This window comes from Candidatus Nanosynbacter sp. TM7-053 (genome assembly GCF_022828375.1).
Taxonomy (GTDB): Bacteria; Patescibacteriota; Saccharimonadia; order Saccharimonadales; family Saccharimonadaceae; genus Nanosynbacter.
The window spans coordinates 302632-319365 of record NZ_JAJQJX010000001.1 but is presented as its reverse complement, the minus strand read 5'-3'; the positions used below and the strand labels follow the sequence as shown (position 1 = coordinate 319365).

The following is a 16734-nucleotide window of genomic DNA, read 5'->3' as shown; positions in this document are numbered from 1 at the left end:
TAACAAGTCTGGTTGCTGAAGTGCGAGTTAAGCAACGATTTACAATCTATAAAACGAGGTAAATCATACTTCAGTCTGACTTAAGATGAACTTTAACAATTTGATTGTGCAATATCATCGTCAGTTTATATTTTTGTAGAGCCTTAATACTTTGATACAAAGTAGATTTTTAACGGAGAGTTTGATCCTGGCTCAGGATGAATGCTGGCGGCGTGCCTAACACATGCAAGTCGAGCGGCAGCGAGTTTTACACTGAATTCTGGAAGCTTCTGAGTAGTATAGAAGATTTATTCAAGAATTTTGTGTAAAATGTCGGCGAGCGGCGGACGGCTGAGTAACGCGTAGGAATTTGCCCCAAAGTGAGGAATAACTGCCCGAAAGGGTAGCTAATGCCGCATATGGTCTTCGGATTAAAGCCTTCGGGCGCTTTGGGAGAAGCCTGCGTTGGATTAGGTAGTTGGTAGGGTAATGGCCTACCAAGCCGACGATCCATAGCTGGTCTGAGAGGATGATCAGCCAGACTGGAACTGAGACACGGTCCAGACTCCTACGGGAGGCAGCAGTGAGGAATCTTCCACAATGGGCGAAAGCCTGATGGAGCAACGCCGCGTGAAGGATGAAGGCCTTCGGGTTGTAAACTTCTTTTATGAGTGAAGAATATGACGGTAACTCATGAATAAGCACCGGCTAACTACGTGCCAGCAGCCGCGGTCATACGTAGGGTGCAAGCATTATCCGGAGTGACTGGGCGTAAAGAGTTGCGTAGGCGGTTTAATAAGTGAATAGTGAAACCTGGTGGCTCAACCATACAGACTATTATTCAAACTGTTAAACTCGAGAATGGTAGAGGTAACTGGAATTTCTAGTGTAGGAGTGAAATCCGTAGATATTAGAAGGAACACCGATGGCGTAGGCAGGTTACTGGGCCATTTCTGACGCTAAGGCACGAAAGCGTGGGGAGCGAACCGGATTAGATACCCGGGTAGTCCACGCCGTAAACGATGGATACTAGCTGTTGGAGGTATCGACCCCTTCAGTAGCGAAGCTAACGCGTTAAGTATCCCGCCTGTGGAGTACGGCCGCAAGGCTAAAACATAAAGGAATTGACGGGGACCCGCACAAGCGGTGGATTATGTTCTTTAATTCGATGATAACCGAAGAACCTTACCAGGGCTTGACATCCAGGGAAGGTCTGCGAAAGTAGACTGTGCCTTTTGGAACCCTGTGACAGGTGATGCATGGCCGTCGTCAGCTCGTGTCGTGAGATGTTAGGTTAAGTCCTTCAACGAGCGCAACCCTTGTGAATAGTTGTATTTTTCTATTCAGACTGCCCCGGTAACGGGGAGGAAGGAGGGGATGATGTCAGGTCAGTATTTCCCTTACGTCCTGGGCTAGAAACGTAATACAATGGCTAGTACAATGCGCAGCGAAGCCGCGAGGTGAAGCAAATCGCATCAAAGCTAGTCCCAGTTCGGATTGTAGGCTGAAACTCGCCTGCATGAAGTCGGAATCGCTAGTAATCGCAAATCAGCAAGTTGCGGTGAATACGTTCCCGGGTCTTGTACACACCGCCCGTCAAACCATGAAAGTGACCAACACCCGAAGTCCGATTCGTCGGCCTAAGGTGGGGGGCATGATTGGGGTTAAGTCGTAACAAGGTATCCGTACCGGAAGGTGCGGATGGATTACCTCCTTTCTAGGGAGTAACGATGCCAATCTGTCGAGCAATCACAGATTGAGCTAGGTCGGTCTCGTAAATGTGTCGAGCTTACATATTTACAATAGTCCTCTCGAGGACGAGACAAAAGTTCAACCTTTCTCTACGATAAGCCGATTGATGAATTGCACAATCAAGTTGTTAAACGAAAAAGTCCCTCTATGAGGGGCTTTTTATATGGTAGATTTAATTAAATCTGATATTTTGGTAGAATTGTGATTATAAAAAATAGCCAATAATTTTTGGCTATTTATGTTTTTTGCTGACGCTTATTATAGTCCGCCGCCAAAAAGTGAGTTCAGTAGCCAGTTTAATGGGATAGTGTGTAGGCTGAGCATAATAGCGAATCCTACTCCACATGTAACAAGTCCCCAAAATTTGAAACGATCATAGCTACTTATGCCGCTTCCCAGGTTGTCGGCTAATTTTTGATGGAAAATAACGACGATTCCACCAGCAATTAAGACTAAAATCCCAAAAAATAATGCGCTAAAACTAAATTGATATAACATATTATTAATTATACACTTGTCAGAATTAAAAAGATACTGTACAATTAAAAGGTCTTGGCCATTTATGGGGACATAGCTCAGTTGGCTAGAGCACCTGCTTTGCAAGCAGGGGGTCCAGGGTTCGAGTCCCTGTGTCTCCACCATATGGGGTGAAGTGGGCTTACGTCCACGACACTCCACCAAGACGAATGAGGGCGATTAGCTCAGCTGGTTAGAGCGCGTCACTGATAATGACGAGGTCGGAGGTTCAAGTCCCTCATCGCCCACCATATTTTTTAATATGGGCGCTTAGCTCAGTTGGCTAGAGCATCTCGTTTACACCGAGAGGGTCGGGGGTTCGAGTCCCTCAGCGCCCACCAATCATAGACAGTCATGATTATCGCCGAGTAGGCGATTTTTTGTTTATAAGCAACCTTGCTTAATAAAGCATAGATAGTTATACTCTTAGAATATATATAAGCATATTATTAAGCCGATATTATTTTTATTAACACCAGACTAAAAATGGATAGAATTTGTGATTTACCCTCTTTTATAGTTACAGGAGCTTCGGCGTCTGGTAAGACTACGCTTATAGAACAGGCTGTTGCCGATGGCTATTCGTATATACCCACACATACGACAAGATTACCTCGGTCAGGTGAGGTGCCGGGTGTTCACAGTGTTTTTTCTCAGAGAAGAGCAGTTTGAGAGTAACTTTCGTGAAGGATTATATATAGAGGACTCTTTGGAATTTGCCTATATGCCAGGAATTGGTATATACTATGGCTATCCGCGTGAACAAATGGATTTATTGAAGAAGAACGGTTTTTGCTCTTCTCCTGTATTAACCCAAATTGCAAGAAGAGTATTTTATATGTGCGGTTGCGATGTAAATTGGGTTCATCTAGAATGTGACGATAAAGATAGCTGTAGCAAGCTTGTATCATAAAGTAAAACAACTAAGGAGAGGGTGATGAGCGAAGTTTATGAAAACCAAAAAACATTAAGACAATTGAGATCTCAGATTGAAGATCTGAAGCCAGTTGATGGTGAAAAATTTTATTTTATAAATAGTTATCCACACTCTGATATGGGAAAGGGTACTCTGATAGCTCAGTTGCTAAATATTGTTGAAGGTTCTGACGCTATGAAATTTGACGGACTCCTCAATACTGACGACTATGGTATTCATGCTCGGTCGGACATAGATGATTTTGCGGTTTATTCACAGTTCAATCCTGGTAAGAAATGGTCAACAGAGCATTATCTCATTGGAGGTGATTTATGGCGTGACTTCTTAAACGAGTTTGGGGCTGCCGAGAACCATCTTCAAATAAATCCTCACCTCTCTGTGTATCTTGAGTTGCGTATTCTTCGTATCTGGAATCAAATAGGTCGACCGAAACATTTCTTTATAGAAATGGGAGGTACATTGTTAGATCCAGAGGTTTGCCCTATTTTTGTCCCGTTGTTGCAAAGATGGAGTGAACTCACGCCGAATAACGTTAGGATAGTGCTGCTGTCTGAGCTGGCTTATAATGGCATCCATATAAAAACGAAAACTATTCAGGATGCAGTAAAAATGCTGCGAAGCCAGCAACTTAATCCGTGGCTAGTTGTAGCTAGGGATGTAAAGGATATTGAAGCCGTTAAATTTGACGATAGATTGGAATTTGAAAGGATTATTTCGAACAAGATCTTTGATTCAACTGGGGTACGTCTCCTGAGGGTGATTTCTGTACCATTCTTTAATGATTTGACAAAGTATACAAAATATATGAAAGAGCGCTTTTTACCTTTGATTGTGCCGGTTGATAATAAAGATATACTTATTGCTACGGGAAATACCTCAAAATTTGATGATTTTAGGATATATATAGGCGATAAATATAGTATTCGTATGCCGCAGACTTCTGAGAAGATTCAAATACCAGAAGGAGTCACATCAATAGAGGATAATGCAATAGCAAAGGCAAGAGCCTATTCGGTTAAAACTGGCCAAATAGCCATAGGGGACGATACGGGCTTTTTTATCAAAGAGTTGTATGGTGAGCCTGGTGTTGCCCTGCGCAGATGGGGTGGTGAATTGCCAGAGGAGGTGTCTCAAGAGAAGTTCTGGAGATTTTTTCAGAAGAAGACAGAAAACCTCAAGAACTACGATGCGTACTTTGATCAGTGCATAGCCATCGTTACTCCATCAGGTGATTACAAAGTTATTCACAATAAGACAGAAGGGTATCTGAACAGGGAGAAATTGAAACTTCCATACAACGGTAGCGCTTACCCAATTGGAGCTGCTTTTGAAGCCTCGGTGAGGGCAAAAACCTGGGATGAAATGACTGATAAAGAAAAGCGTGAATTTGACTCATGGATAATTGTAGAGTTGAAGAAGTTTATAGACCGTGAATTGTCAAAATAATAACTATCGCGTAATAGTTGATCTTAACGCTATAGTTCATAATGTTAAGAACATCGAAAAATCATATCAGTAGGGAGTTTCTTTACCTTAGATAGAATTGTATCTATAGCTAACGGGTGTGATAAGTCGGTGCGAATTCAGGTTAAACTAGAAGTTCAGAGCGGAAAAGATGGGTTTTTCCTTGGTGACGAAGGAGAATTAAAAAGCAGACTTAGATCAGTAAGAGCTATGAAAAACGTATGGAGTTTGTTTTAGAGGTCTGCATTTAATATAATAGTATAGTAGAGATGTATAAAAACATTATCAAGCCAATATTATTCCTACTAACACCAGACTTTACGCATAAACTAATTATTTTTTGCGGTCGTTTGGCGCAGGCGTTTCCTCCTGTTAGGTGGGCTATTCGTAAATTATGGAGCTTCCAGGACAAGTCGCTACAGCAGGAAATTGATGGAGTTGTATTTAATAACCCAATAGGCTTGTCAGCGGGATTTGATAAAAATGTACAACTGTCGCCTTTAATGGAAGATGTTGGATTTGGCTTTGCTTCTGGTGGATCTGTAACTATGGAGCCGAGAAGGGGAAATCTGCGACCGTGGTTTCATCGATTGCCGAATACTAAATCTGTAGTTGTGTACGCTGGTATGCCAAATTATGGACTAGAGAAGATTAGCGACTATATTGAGCTGAATAGATCCAAAGTTAAATCAATGCCGACTGTTGTGTCTGTGGCTGTTATTGCTGATAAATCCACGAAAGACGAATTTGGACCAGTCGTTCCGGAAGAATATATAATTCGGGACGTAAAAAAAGCGGTTAGTTATATCGTAGAAAACAGCTTGGCTAGTGTTATAGAGATCAATATTTCTTGTCCGAATGCTGGCAAGGAGCCGTTTATTTATGCCGATACGCTGGAGTCTTTATTAAGCGAATTAGATTCTGTAGAGAGAAATGTTCCTTTCTGGATTAAAATGCCACATTTGTATGATTTGAAGCAGTTCGACTCGCTATTAAAGGTTATTGTTGAGCATAATATTCGGGGTGTAACGGTTGCTAATTTAATAAAGGATCGTGGGAGGGTAGATCTTAAAGATCCTTTGACTGATGACATTAGGGGTGGATTAAGCGGCGAACCTACTCGCGCACATAGTTTAGAATTGATTGGGTATACGTATAAGAATTATGGAGACAAACTAACTGTCATTGGTGTTGGCGGAGTTTTTTCGGCCGAAGACGCATACGCTAAGATTAAGGCAGGGGCTAGTCTAGTTGGGCTTATCACCGGGCTGTTTTTTGAAGGTCCGCAGTTAATTGGGCGAATAAATCGCGAGCTGTCTCAACTGCTAAAAAATGACGGGTTTTCTAGTATTTCTGAGGCGATTGGCGCTGATTTTAATAAAAAGCAAAAAAAGTCGAAAAAACTTTGAAAAAACCCTTGCAAAAGAATCTCAGCTGCTGTATAGTTAATTACTAGTTAAGCGAATGTTCAAACGAACCTCTGGCAATACACTGCAAAACGTGCGAGGGCAGTGAGAAAACATCTGAGTGTAGATAGATTTGTCAATTTATTGACTTGTCGATTGTGCACTCAAATGTGTGAGGCACTGATCATTAACAATTTGAGAGTAAAAGAAATTGAGTTTTTAATTGACGGTAGTAGTAATTGCAAAGTAGCAACTACTAGTTAAGTCAATGCATAAAAAGGTACTCAAGGGCGCTAAATGGATGCCTAGACGTATATTACCGATGAAGGACGTGGAAGACTGCGATAAGCTTCGGGAAGCTGTCAACAAGCTTTGATCCGGAGATCTCCGAATGGGGAAACCCAGCATGAGTCATGTCATGTTGCCACTTGCTGAACACATAGGCAAGCGAGCGGGAACCATCTGAACTGAAACATCTTAGTAGGATGAGGAAGAGAAAGTAAATAACGATTGCGAAAGTAGTGGCGAGCGAAATCGCAACAGCCCAAACCTTTTAAGTTTTTGCCTATTAATTTAGGCAAATAAGTTGATAGACGAATACTTATAAGGGGTTGTGATATTACATATGACCAAGTCAGAGAATTTGATCCATTCAAATAATCTGATTTGCGATAACTGGCTATCAACAGTTAGTAAGGTAAGAAATCGGCGTGGTTAGTAGAATAGTTTGAATGACTAGCCAAAGAACGTGAAAGCCGTGTATATGAAAACGACGCTGACCTTATGTATGTTTTATCGAGTAGGACGGGGCACGAGAAACCCTGTTTGAATCTGGCTGGACCACCAGCCAAGGCTAAATATAATATACGATCGATAGTGAACTAGTACAGTGATGGAAAGGTGAAAAGAACCCCGGGAGGGGAGTGAAATAGATCCTGAAATTTAGTGCCTACAAGGAGTCGGAGCCGGCTTGTCCGGTGACGGCGTGCTTTTTGTAGAACGATCCAGCGAGTTAATTTTTACAGCGAGGTTAAGTCAATTGACGGAGCCACAGTGAAAGCGAGCCTGAATAGGGCGAATAAGTTGTAAGGATTAGACCCGAAACCGGGTGACCTAACCATGAGCAGGTTGAAGCCACTGTAACAGGTGGTGGAGGACCGAACCAGGATACGCAGCAAAGTGTTTGGATGACTTGTGGTTAGCGGTGAAATGCCAATCGAACTCGGAGATAGCTGGTTCTCCTCGAAATAGCTTTAGGGCTAGCGTCGTGTTAGTAGCACATGGGGGTAGAGCTCTGTAAAGGACTGGGGCGGGCAACTGTACCCACCCTTAACAAACTACGAATACCATGTGTGTAATCACGGCAGTTAGAACATCGGTGCTAAGATCGGTGCTCAAAAGGGAAACAGCCCAGACCATCATCTAAGGTCCCTAAATTAACGTTCAGTGGGAAACAAGGTGAGATTTCTTAAACAGCTAGGATGTTGGCTTAGAAGCAGCCATTCATTTAAAGAGTGCGTAACAGCTCACTAGTCAAGAGATCTTGCGTGGAAAATGTAACGGGGCTAAAACGTTATACCGAAGATATGGATGTCAGATTTATCTGGCGTGGTAGAGGAGCGTTCCTATCAGCGGTGAAGTCGAATCGGAAGGTTCGGTGGAGCGGTAGGAAGTGAGAATGCTGGAATGAGTAACCATAAGAGAGGTGAGAATCCTCTCGGCCGTAAGAGCAAGGTTTCCTGAGCCATGGTAATCATCTCAGGGTTAGTCGGGCCTAAGCCGAGGCGCAGAGCGTAGGCGATGGACATCAGGTTAATATTCCTGAACCGGTTAAGCTTTGTACACTGTTCACGGGGAAGTAATCGAAGCGGATTCATGGTTTATCCGTCCAACCGAGCGGGAACGCAAAGGGAGTGAAAGTGATTCTTCGGAGTCGCGATTTTGGTGAAAGCCCTGGCTAGAAAAGCAGGTGTACGCGTGGACTTAGCCGCCCGTACCGCAAACCAACACAGGTGCTCGAGTCGAGTAGACTCAGGCTTACGAGCGAACCTTCGCTAAGGAACTCGGCAATACAGCGACCGTAACTTCGGGATAAGGTCTGCCCCCACTTCGGTGGATATCAGCCGCGTTCACTCAGTGAATATTAGGTTAAAGAGTACATTTTTAATCACAAAACGAATTTTCTGAGATAGAGCAAACGAATTGTTCTTTTGAACGCGAACCTCTGACGTCTAACGATGTGGGGGCCGCAGCAAAAGAGCCCACGGAACTGTTTATCAAAAACACAGGTCTCTGCTAACACGAAAGTGGATGTATAGGGGCTGACTCCTGCCCAATGCTGGAAGGTTAAGGGGAGCGCTTCACGGTGCGAACTGAAGCCCTAGTCAATGGCGGCGGTAACTATAACCGTCCTAAGGTAGCGAAATTCCTTGTCAGGTAAGTTCTGACCCGCACGAATGGAGTAATCATGTGGGCACTGTCTCAGCGAAGGACTCGGTGAAAGTGCATTGGCGGTAAAGATGCCGTCTGTCCGTACCAGGACGAAAAGACCCCATGGAGCTTTACTACAGCTTTACATTGAATATGGTTTCAACATGTGTAGCATAGGTGGGAGACTTTGAAGCAGATACGCCAGTATTTGTGGAGTCACCAAGTGAAATACCACCCTTGTTGTGATTGTGTTCTCACGCTGACCGTTATCCGGTTAGCGGACCGTGTATGGTGGGTAGTTTAACTGGGGCGGTTGCCTCCTAAAGAGTAGCGGAGGCGTTCAAAGGTTGGCTAACTTCGGATGGAAATCGAAGTGATAGTGTATGCGCATAAGCCAGCTTGACTGTGAGGAGTACATTCCAATCAGAGACGAAAGTCGGAGCAAGTGATCCGCTGTACGTACATTTGTACATGAATGTGGGATCGACAGCGCAAACGGATAAAAGTTACCCTGGGGATAACAGGCTTATAGCGCCCAATAGTTCACATAGACGGCGCTGTTTGGCACCTCGATGTCGGCTCATCACATCCTGGAGGGGGAGCACCTTCCAAGGGTTCGGCTGTTCGCCGATTAAAGTGGTACGCGAGCTGGGTTCAGAACGTCGTGAGACAGTTCGGTTTATATCCGGTATGGACGATAGGAAACTTGAGAGGATCTACCCCTAGTACGAGAGGACCGGGGCGGACGCACCTCTGGTGTATCGATTGTGGCCACCTGCTGCATTGTCGAGTAGCTATGTGCGGACTAGATAAGCGCTGAAAGCATATTAAGCGCGAAACTAACCTCAAGATAAGGTTTCCCTATGAGGACACAGAAAGACTATCTGTTTGATAGGCGCAAGGTGGAAGTACAGTAATGTATGGAGCTAAAGCGTACTAATAGTCCCATTGCCTTTTTATGTCCTTGTCTGTGGAGTTTATGCTTGCATAAACATTGCGGATAAGGTAGACTTAACTAGTAATTGGTGCTTTTCAAAAGTACCGGTCAATTAAAAATCAATTCCGTGCTGATGTTGGACATCGAAGAAAGGGGTTTGGCCCACCGTGGAGTATATACGGAACCAAGCGTCGTAACCCCCTCCTTCGGTGCCCATAGCGAGGAGGAAACACCTGTTCTCATTCCGAACACAGAAGTTAAGCTCCCCAGCGGCGATTATACTGCGAAAGTGGGAAACTAGCACGGTGCCGAATTATAAGAAAGCCATCCTAATAGGGTGGCTTTCTTCTTTGTCTTAAAACGTTTGTGGTATGTTTTGGCGGGTGATAGAATATAAGTATGTGTATAGTGTGCAGGGTGGCTACTGGCGGTATGGCGATTGCTGTTGCTCTAACGCCAACGGTTAATATAACAGCACCCAATGAGACTAAGAGTGATGCGAAGAAGGCGATTAGTGCTAAAATTTTCTCTGAAATAAAATCTCCGTCGTCGCTATCCAGCTTTAAGGTGTCAGATATCCAGACTCCAGATTGGCATTCCACACTTCAATCATCAAAAAAATCAAATTCTGAAGTGAAAAAAGAAGTCACATATACAATATCAACAAAGGGCAATGTCCGATCAAATTTGTCTGAATTCTCGAAACTAGTAAATGAAACCTTAAATGATAATCGAGGCTGGGCGCGTATGAGGATTGCCTTTAAAGAAGTGAAAGAGGGCGGGAGCTTCAATTTAGTTCTGTCGCAAGCCGAATTGATGTCGTCGTTCTCGTCAGGTTGTGATGCGGATTGGAGTTGTCGAGTCGGGTCTTCTGTTATTATCAATGATAATCGATGGTCTGGTGCGACTAAGGCGTGGAATAAAGCGGGTGGCGATATTCGTAATTATCGACATATGGTAATTAATCATGAAGTTGGGCACTGGTTGGGGCATGGGCATTTGAATTGTTCTGGAGCTAATAATCCAGCGGCGGTTATGCAGCAGCAGTCAATTGATTTACAGGGGTGTGCTTTTAATCCTTGGCCGCTCGATAGTGAATTATGGTCAACTACGCTGGGGATAGAACTATGAAATTGATAAAAAATTACCGTACACTTAAATTAGCTATTGTCATAAGTTTTATAACGCTAATAATGATATTGGCGTATGGATTCATGAGTTGGAAATCTTGGGAAAGCGTTCAAAGCGTAACAAAAAACACTAATGAAGCAGAAAGCTTGCTGTTTATTAATTTGCAAAAAGACAAATTATCCGTTGAAAAATTGAACGAATATTTGGTTGATTTAAAAAATAAACGCCAAAGCTGCGATGTGGTATTTTTTATATCTTGGCAGAAGAACGTTAATACTAGATTTAAAAAGTATTCAGAAGAATGTAATAAATCGGTAGAGAAGATGAACCGAACTATACAGAGTATAGAGAAGATTGTCGGCTTTATGGAGTTTGATAAGGAATTGAGCGGTGAAATACGTGTGATGTCAGATAACCTATCGAAGACTAAGCAAAATGACTTTATTGCTATGGAGAAAATATGGACTAGCGCAAAGAAGAGGCTGGAATCCAGAGAAGACGAGGTTGACTTACGTAAGTTAGCGATGAAGAGAATAGATGCTATTTTATTGGCTGTGCGTGATTTGAAGTCGGCTAACGAAAAGAAAGATAGCGACCAGTTTACTATAGCCAGGGATAAATTTACCGTGGCTATTAACGCCTGGATTGGTTTGCAAAATGAGTTAACACAAGAATCTCAGCTTAGAATAGATAATCTATTAAGAGAGTTTTAGAATAAATCTGCAATAAAAAATATCCCTCTATGTGATGGGATATTTTTCTTCTCGAATCTCGCAGAAAACGAGAATTTTTTGTGGTGGAACTCATGATTTCTAAAGCTCCAACAGGTGCCGTCAGTAACTGACTTTATTAGTATAGCTAACGCGTCAGTAAAATGCAATATTTTATTCACAATAAAAAACTACTTATGTAAATATTGACAAAGTATTAGTAATATGCTAGCATATAAACATAACACATATCATGTGTGATATATAAAGGTGAGGGTTTCCATTTAAATTTATGTGGAAATCTTTTTTAAAAACGGAGGAAAACCTTCCTATGGCAGGAACAAAGGCTGGCGGCTTAAAGGCTGCTCAAAAAAATCTAGCTCGCGATCCAGATTTTTACGCAAAAATCGGACGTAAGGGCGGTAAAAATGGTCGAACTGGTGGCTTTGCTGCAAATCCAGCTTTGGCTCGTATCGCTGGCGCTAAGGGCGGACGCATTTCACGCCGTACTAAAAAGACAGTACAAAAAATTGCAGAATAAGACCGCTCCAATCTCTTAAAATTAGCCTCCGTATGAGAGGCTTATTTTATTTGATATCTTTTAAGTTGGCAGGATTTCGCCTGATTTACGCACCATTCTGAGTGGCAATTAATACACCTGTAAGATGAGGAAGTGGTCTGTAATCCAACTGCGCCACACTGAGGGCAGAGACTACGTTTATGTAGCCAGTCCCTGTAGCTATCCAAAGAATCTTGAATATTATCGTCGTCCATACTGAGGGTTAAGCCGTATTTTGACACCAAAGTATCAACGGCATATTCCCAGGCAGATCTTTCCATCTCGATTAATTGGACATCATATTGATAATTTTTATGACCAAGTTTAGCATGGGCAATTTCGTGTAAAAGTTGCACTAAGTCTTCTTGTGAATCTAATTTTTCGTAATAGACTGTTTGTGAATTGGGGTTCCAGGAAAATACTTCACCCTTATTAAATTGCAGTTCTGGAAAATCGTGTTCAATTTGAGGCAAGCTGACTGATGGCATTGTCGTAGCATCCGTATAATACAATTTCTTCTGGGTTAGGGGCGCTGATTATTTTTGGTACTGATATGGCTGCGGGTAAGTTTTCGGCCAGAAGACCGCTTAAAATATCTGAAAAATAGGATGTGAACACTCCCACGCTCCCGCCAATAACAACGACATCTGGTTGTGTAAAGGCAATGAGGGGTTGCAATCCAGCTTTTATCCTATTAGCAACCTCTTCCCAGACTTCCAGGGGCGTGTCTGACGATAATTCGCCAAAAATTCTCTGTAAAACTCTACCTGCAGCAATTTCTTCCCAAGTGGTAATCTTGCCATTGTAACTCAAAGACATATGTCCGCCTTCGCAGTCGCTAAGCTCTTTATGCAGATTTCCATTCAGGATTAGGGAAGTGCCAACGCCGGTTCCTAGGGTGATGTATAGACCGCATCTGGGAGTTTTTGGTAATCTGAGCATACTTGCCAGTCCTGCCATATTGGCGTCATTTGCAATAAATATTGGTATATTAGGAAAATATCGGGAAAGCAGCTCACGGATAGGTTGATTTTTCCAGCCGAGGTTTTGACACCACACTGCCACGCCGTCTTTAACTACTCCTGGCAGAGCTACAGAAATTGCGTCAATTGGCTTATCGTTCGTAATTAGGTGAATTTGATCGGCGACGCGTTGAATATATTGGTCTACGTTTTTAGGGGTGGGGAATTTAATGATATGCTTAGGATTTTTTTCCTCGTCAAAGCTGGCTACTAATGTTTTGGTCCCACCTGTGTCAACCGTAATAATCATATATTTATTATATCACCAGCTTTACTTATAAGAGGTCATTATGATATAATAAAGAAAATTTGAGTGGAGATATAATATGAAGCGAGTAAATCAGACTGGATCAATTGGAGTTTTTGTAATAGTAGGTGCTATTTTAGTGGCTATATCTTTGGCTGTTCTTTACGGAATTAGGCAGAATAATTTATCACAAGATGGATCGCCAATTTCTAGCGATTTGGTAACATCAGAGAATAGCAATAAGAATTCACAGAGCAACAACGCATCTCAGCAGTCCGCAGATCAAAAAACGAATAGCCAGTCGGGTGGAAGAGGTGAGGCTCGAACCGACGTGAAGACTGAAGAGTCGAAAAAGACAACTCCTACACCTGAGTCTTCTCAGTCTCAACAATCACCATCATCTACAACGCCAGCTCCTTCTACTCCTTCTAAGCAATCTGATAAAGGATTGCCAAAAACTGGACCAGAAGATGTAGCTGTTTCTGCAGTGGCTTTTGGTATTTTGGCGTTTTTGACGGTAGCTTATCAGCGATCTCGCTATCTTATCTAGCTTTGACTTCTATCTATCTGTTGTGATATAATTGTGATAATCTGTGGGGATATTTTTATTATATCCCTGAAGAATAATATCAATTTTAAGGAAGGGGTCTTTAGAAGACTTATGGCAGATGCCAAAATTACAATGGATGACCTGCTGGCTCAAGCAGGCGATAGTGTTAAACAACTTGCTGTCGGTGAGACAGTTGACGGTACTGTTTTATCAGTAAAGAAGCACGAAATTTTAATCGATTTAGGACCTTTGGGTGTTGGCTTGGTTCCACGCCGCGAAGTTAGCCTTTCAAAGAACTACAATGTTGGCGATTCAGTAATTGCTAGCGTAATTGATACCGAATTGGAAGACGGTTATTCACTACTTTCATTGCGCAAGGCTGCGAAAGATCGTGGTTGGGATGAAGTTATGGCTAAATTGGAATCTGGTGAGATCATCACCGTTGTACCATACGACGCTAACCGCGGTGGACTACTAGTTGAATACGAAGGTATTCGCGGATTCTTGCCAGTATCGCAATTGTCAGCTGAACACTATCCTCGCGTAGGTTCTAGCGACAAGGACGAAATCTTGCAACGATTGAACAGCTTGGTAAAGAAGGATATTAAAGCGCGAATCTTGGATGCTGATCGCAAAGCCAACAAATTGATCTTCTCTGAAAAAGAGGCGGTTAAAGAAGGTTTGGCAGAGCGATTCCAGAAGTTGGCAATTGGCGACACAGTTACAGGTGTTGTTACGGGTGTTGTTGACTTTGGCGTATTTGTTAACGTTGAGGGTATTGAAGGTTTGATTCACATCTCAGAAATTAGCTGGGAGCGTGTTAACAACCCATCTGACTACGTAAAGGTTGGTCAAACTATCGAAGCTAAGATTATCGCAATCGACAAAGAACGTTTGAGCTTGAGCATGAAGCAATTGACCAAGGATCCATGGTTGGATGAAGTTGAGCAATTTAAGCCTGGTGAGAAAGTTGAGGGAACTGTAACTCGAATTACTCCATTTGGTGCATTCGTACAGTTGAGTCCAGCGGTTGAAGCTTTGGTTCATGTGTCAGAGCTTGGCGGCGACGGTACCGATCCTGAAAAGGTATTTACGTTGAACGAGCGTAAAGAATTTACAGTTTTGGATATCGATAAGGAAAATCGTAAGATTTCTCTTTCACTCGGCAAATCATCAAAGAAAAAATAATACAAATCCCCTGAAGCGTAGTTACGCCCAGAGGTGAGAGGAGCTTATTATGGCAGAAAAAATCGTCAATATTGCGGATTCGGTAACGGTTGGCGAGTTGGCCGAAACTCTGGGATTGTCAGTAACTACGCTGATTGGTGAATTGTTTAAGAACGGAATCGCTGCGACAATTAATCAGCGACTAGATTTTGAGACTGCACAGATTATTGTTGAAGAATTAGGGCTAGATGTGCAGCTGAAACGTAAGACGGTTTCTGCGGAAATTCATCACCATGCGCACAAATTATCAGACAAGGCAGTTCCTCGTCCACCGATTGTAGCTGTGATGGGGCATGTTGACCACGGTAAAACGAGTTTACTAGATGCGATTCTTGATAAGAAGACAGCGGCTAGTGAAGCCGGAGGAATTACTCAGCATATTAGCGCTTATCAAGCTCAGCGTAACGGACGAACTATTACCTTATTGGACACTCCAGGTCACGAGGCCTTTGCGGCGTTGAGGCAGCACGGAGCTACGCTTACAGACGTGGTTATTATCGTGGTGGCGGCGGATGATGGAGTTAAACCTCAGACTGTTGAAGCTATTCGATTTGCTAGGTCAGCTAACGCTAAAATTGTGGTGGCAATTAATAAGATTGATAAAGAAGCAGCCAATCCGCAACTGGTAAAGACTCAATTGGCATCTGAGCATGGTTTGAACCCTGAAGAATGGGGTGGCGACACCGTGATGGTTGAAGTTAGTGCAAAAACCGGTCAGAACTTAGACAAGCTTTTGGATATGGTTTTATTGGTGGCGGATATGGAAGATTTGCGCGCAGATGAAGATGTTCCGGCTGAAGGTTTGGTTATTGAGGCGCACATGGAAACTGGTCGTGGCGCCGTAGTTGGCTTGTTGGTGGAGAATGGTCATTTGAAACCTGGTCATTATCTGGTTGCTGGGACGGCTTACGGGCGAGTCCGAACGCTTCAAGATTTCCGTGGTAAAACCGTTAAAGATGCCGGTCCAAGTATGCCGGTGAATATGACCGGATTTAAGGAATTGCCACAATTCGGTGATGGATTTGAGATTGCGAAGAGCGAAAAAGAAGCTCGCAATTTGGCGCAAAAGGCTAAAATTGAGCAGGAGAAAATGGCAGCCACAACCAATGTTACTGGCGCGGATATTCTTAAGATGATGAATCGAAAGCTTGATGCGGAAGAATTTAACGTAATCGTTAAGGCTGATGTTCAGGGTTCGGTAACGTCTGTGGTTGATAGTTTGAAGCTGATTGACACGAATGGCGAGGTTGAGCTTCATGTTGTCGGAACTGGTGTTGGTAATATTTCTGAGAACGATATTCATTTGGCGGTCGGTGAAAATACGGTGATTTATGGCTTTAATGTCGATTTGCCACCAGCGGTTAAGCGATTAGCGGCGCGTGAACATGTAGAAGTGCGAATTTTTAAGGTAATTTATGAACTGTTGGATGACGCTAAGGCTTCAATGGAGGCTTTGTTGGCGCCTGAAATCGTTGAAACTGAAATTGGTGAGCTGGAAATTAAGGGTGTATTTAGGACGATGCGCGAAGAAGTAATTGCCGGCGGTGAAGTGAAGCGCGGTAAAGTCGCTAAGGACTTGCTGGCGCGCGTAAAACGTGGCGGAGAGCAAATTGCCGAGGTTGAGGTTTCTTCCGTGCAGCGTCAGCAACAAGAGGCAAAAGAGGTCTTTGAGGGCGAAATGTGTGGACTGAGTCTTAGGACGAAGAAAAAGATTACCCTAGAAATTGGCGACAAGCTGGAGTTCTTTACTAGGGAATTAGTGAAGAAAACACTGGGGTAGACTGTTCTAAGTATTGACTTTTTTGTGTATTTATGATAGTATCTTAGGTATACATAAGTTTATTGCTATTCTGCGTGCAGAAGGCGA

11 protein-coding genes, 3 tRNA genes and 3 rRNA genes are annotated in these 16734 nt (G+C 43.1%); 14 read left to right on the top strand and 3 right to left on the bottom strand.

Annotation, left to right across the window (positions count from 1 at the left end):
- Positions 1-169: 169 nt before the first annotated feature.
- Positions 170-1696, top strand: a 16S ribosomal RNA gene (locus tag LRM50_RS01750).
- Between the two features lie 293 nt (positions 1697-1989).
- Here the strand turns inward: LRM50_RS01750 and LRM50_RS01745 are convergent.
- Entirely contained in the window at positions 1990-2229 is a 240-nt protein-coding gene (locus LRM50_RS01745) for a hypothetical protein (RefSeq protein ID WP_243809632.1), read from the bottom strand.
- A 66-nt stretch (positions 2230-2295) separates the two neighbouring features.
- Between LRM50_RS01745 and LRM50_RS01740 the strand changes: the two genes are divergently transcribed.
- The 10 genes from LRM50_RS01740 (at position 2296) to LRM50_RS01695 (ending at position 11803) form a co-directional block, all read left to right on the top strand.
- Positions 2296-2372, top strand: a tRNA-Ala gene (locus LRM50_RS01740).
- Positions 2373-2421: 49 nt separating this feature from the next.
- Positions 2422-2498 (top strand) — tRNA-Ile (locus LRM50_RS01735).
- A 13-nt stretch (positions 2499-2511) separates the two neighbouring features.
- A tRNA-Val gene (locus LRM50_RS01730) sits at positions 2512-2588 on the top strand.
- A 596-nt stretch (positions 2589-3184) separates the two neighbouring features.
- The gene (locus LRM50_RS01725) at positions 3185-4630 is read left to right on the top strand and encodes a non-canonical purine NTP pyrophosphatase (RefSeq protein ID WP_243809631.1); all 1446 of its coding nucleotides are present in this window, start codon (positions 3185-3187) and stop codon (positions 4628-4630) included.
- 287 nt (positions 4631-4917) lie between these two features.
- Positions 4918-6057, top strand: a complete 1140-nt coding sequence (gene pyrD, locus LRM50_RS01720; protein WP_243809630.1) for a dihydroorotate dehydrogenase (quinone) — start codon at positions 4918-4920, stop codon at positions 6055-6057.
- A 270-nt stretch (positions 6058-6327) separates the two neighbouring features.
- Positions 6328-9445 (top strand): 23S ribosomal RNA (locus tag LRM50_RS01715).
- A gap of 181 nt (positions 9446-9626) precedes the next feature.
- Positions 9627-9735: ribosomal RNA gene (gene rrf, locus LRM50_RS01710) — 5S ribosomal RNA — on the top strand.
- Between the two features lie 118 nt (positions 9736-9853).
- Complete coding sequence (locus LRM50_RS01705; RefSeq protein WP_243809629.1) at positions 9854-10552, top strand: DUF3152 domain-containing protein; 699 nt, start codon at positions 9854-9856, stop codon at positions 10550-10552.
- Positions 10553-10635: 83 nt separating this feature from the next.
- Positions 10636-11265 carry a hypothetical protein gene (locus LRM50_RS01700; RefSeq protein WP_243809628.1) on the top strand — a complete coding sequence of 210 codons (630 nt, stop codon included), beginning with the start codon at positions 10636-10638 and terminating at the stop codon, positions 11263-11265.
- A 328-nt stretch (positions 11266-11593) separates the two neighbouring features.
- Positions 11594-11803, top strand: coding sequence for a con-10 family general stress protein (locus LRM50_RS01695; protein ID WP_129637339.1), 210 nt, complete (start codon positions 11594-11596; stop codon positions 11801-11803).
- A 41-nt stretch (positions 11804-11844) separates the two neighbouring features.
- Here the strand turns inward: LRM50_RS01695 and LRM50_RS01690 are convergent, their stop codons facing one another.
- Entirely contained in the window at positions 11845-12309 is a 465-nt protein-coding gene (locus LRM50_RS01690) for a hypothetical protein (protein WP_243809627.1), read from the bottom strand.
- Entirely contained in the window at positions 12281-13093 is an 813-nt protein-coding gene (locus LRM50_RS01685; protein ID WP_243809626.1) for an ROK family protein, read from the bottom strand. The genes LRM50_RS01690 and LRM50_RS01685 overlap by 29 nt, the downstream gene beginning before the upstream one ends.
- 76 nt (positions 13094-13169) lie before the next feature.
- Between LRM50_RS01685 and LRM50_RS01680 the strand changes: the two genes are divergently transcribed.
- The 3 genes from LRM50_RS01680 to infB all read left to right on the top strand — a co-directional run bounded on the left by LRM50_RS01680 (position 13170) and on the right by infB (position 16647).
- Positions 13170-13640, top strand: a complete 471-nt coding sequence (locus LRM50_RS01680) for a hypothetical protein (protein WP_129744533.1) — start codon at positions 13170-13172, stop codon at positions 13638-13640.
- Between the two features lie 111 nt (positions 13641-13751).
- Complete coding sequence (locus tag LRM50_RS01675) at positions 13752-14828, top strand: 30S ribosomal protein S1 (protein ID WP_129744532.1); 1077 nt, start codon at positions 13752-13754, stop codon at positions 14826-14828.
- Between the two features lie 49 nt (positions 14829-14877).
- Complete coding sequence (gene infB / locus LRM50_RS01670; RefSeq protein ID WP_243809625.1) at positions 14878-16647, top strand: translation initiation factor IF-2; 1770 nt, start codon at positions 14878-14880, stop codon at positions 16645-16647.
- The last annotated feature ends 87 nt before the right edge of the window (positions 16648-16734 follow it).

Excerpts from the sequence above, each read along its gene's own strand:
- LRM50_RS01745 (WP_243809632.1), bottom strand. The coding sequence starts at position 2,229 with ATGTTATATCAATTTAGTTTTAGCGCATTATTTTTTGGGATTTTAGTC.
- LRM50_RS01725 (WP_243809631.1), top strand. The coding sequence starts at position 3,185 with ATGAGCGAAGTTTATGAAAACCAAAAAACATTAAGACAATTGAGATCT.
- pyrD (WP_243809630.1), top strand. The coding sequence starts at position 4,918 with ATGTATAAAAACATTATCAAGCCAATATTATTCCTACTAACACCAGAC.
- LRM50_RS01705 (WP_243809629.1), top strand. The coding sequence starts at position 9,854 with ATGGCGATTGCTGTTGCTCTAACGCCAACGGTTAATATAACAGCACCC.
- LRM50_RS01700 (WP_243809628.1), top strand. The coding sequence starts at position 10,636 with ATGAGTTGGAAATCTTGGGAAAGCGTTCAAAGCGTAACAAAAAACACT.
- LRM50_RS01695 (WP_129637339.1), top strand. The coding sequence starts at position 11,594 with ATGGCAGGAACAAAGGCTGGCGGCTTAAAGGCTGCTCAAAAAAATCTA.
- LRM50_RS01690 (WP_243809627.1), bottom strand. The coding sequence starts at position 12,309 with ATGCCATCAGTCAGCTTGCCTCAAATTGAACACGATTTTCCAGAACTG.
- LRM50_RS01685 (WP_243809626.1), bottom strand. The coding sequence starts at position 13,093 with ATGATTATTACGGTTGACACAGGTGGGACCAAAACATTAGTAGCCAGC.
- LRM50_RS01680 (WP_129744533.1), top strand. The coding sequence starts at position 13,170 with ATGAAGCGAGTAAATCAGACTGGATCAATTGGAGTTTTTGTAATAGTA.
- LRM50_RS01675 (WP_129744532.1), top strand. The coding sequence starts at position 13,752 with ATGGCAGATGCCAAAATTACAATGGATGACCTGCTGGCTCAAGCAGGC.
- infB (WP_243809625.1), top strand. The coding sequence starts at position 14,878 with ATGGCAGAAAAAATCGTCAATATTGCGGATTCGGTAACGGTTGGCGAG.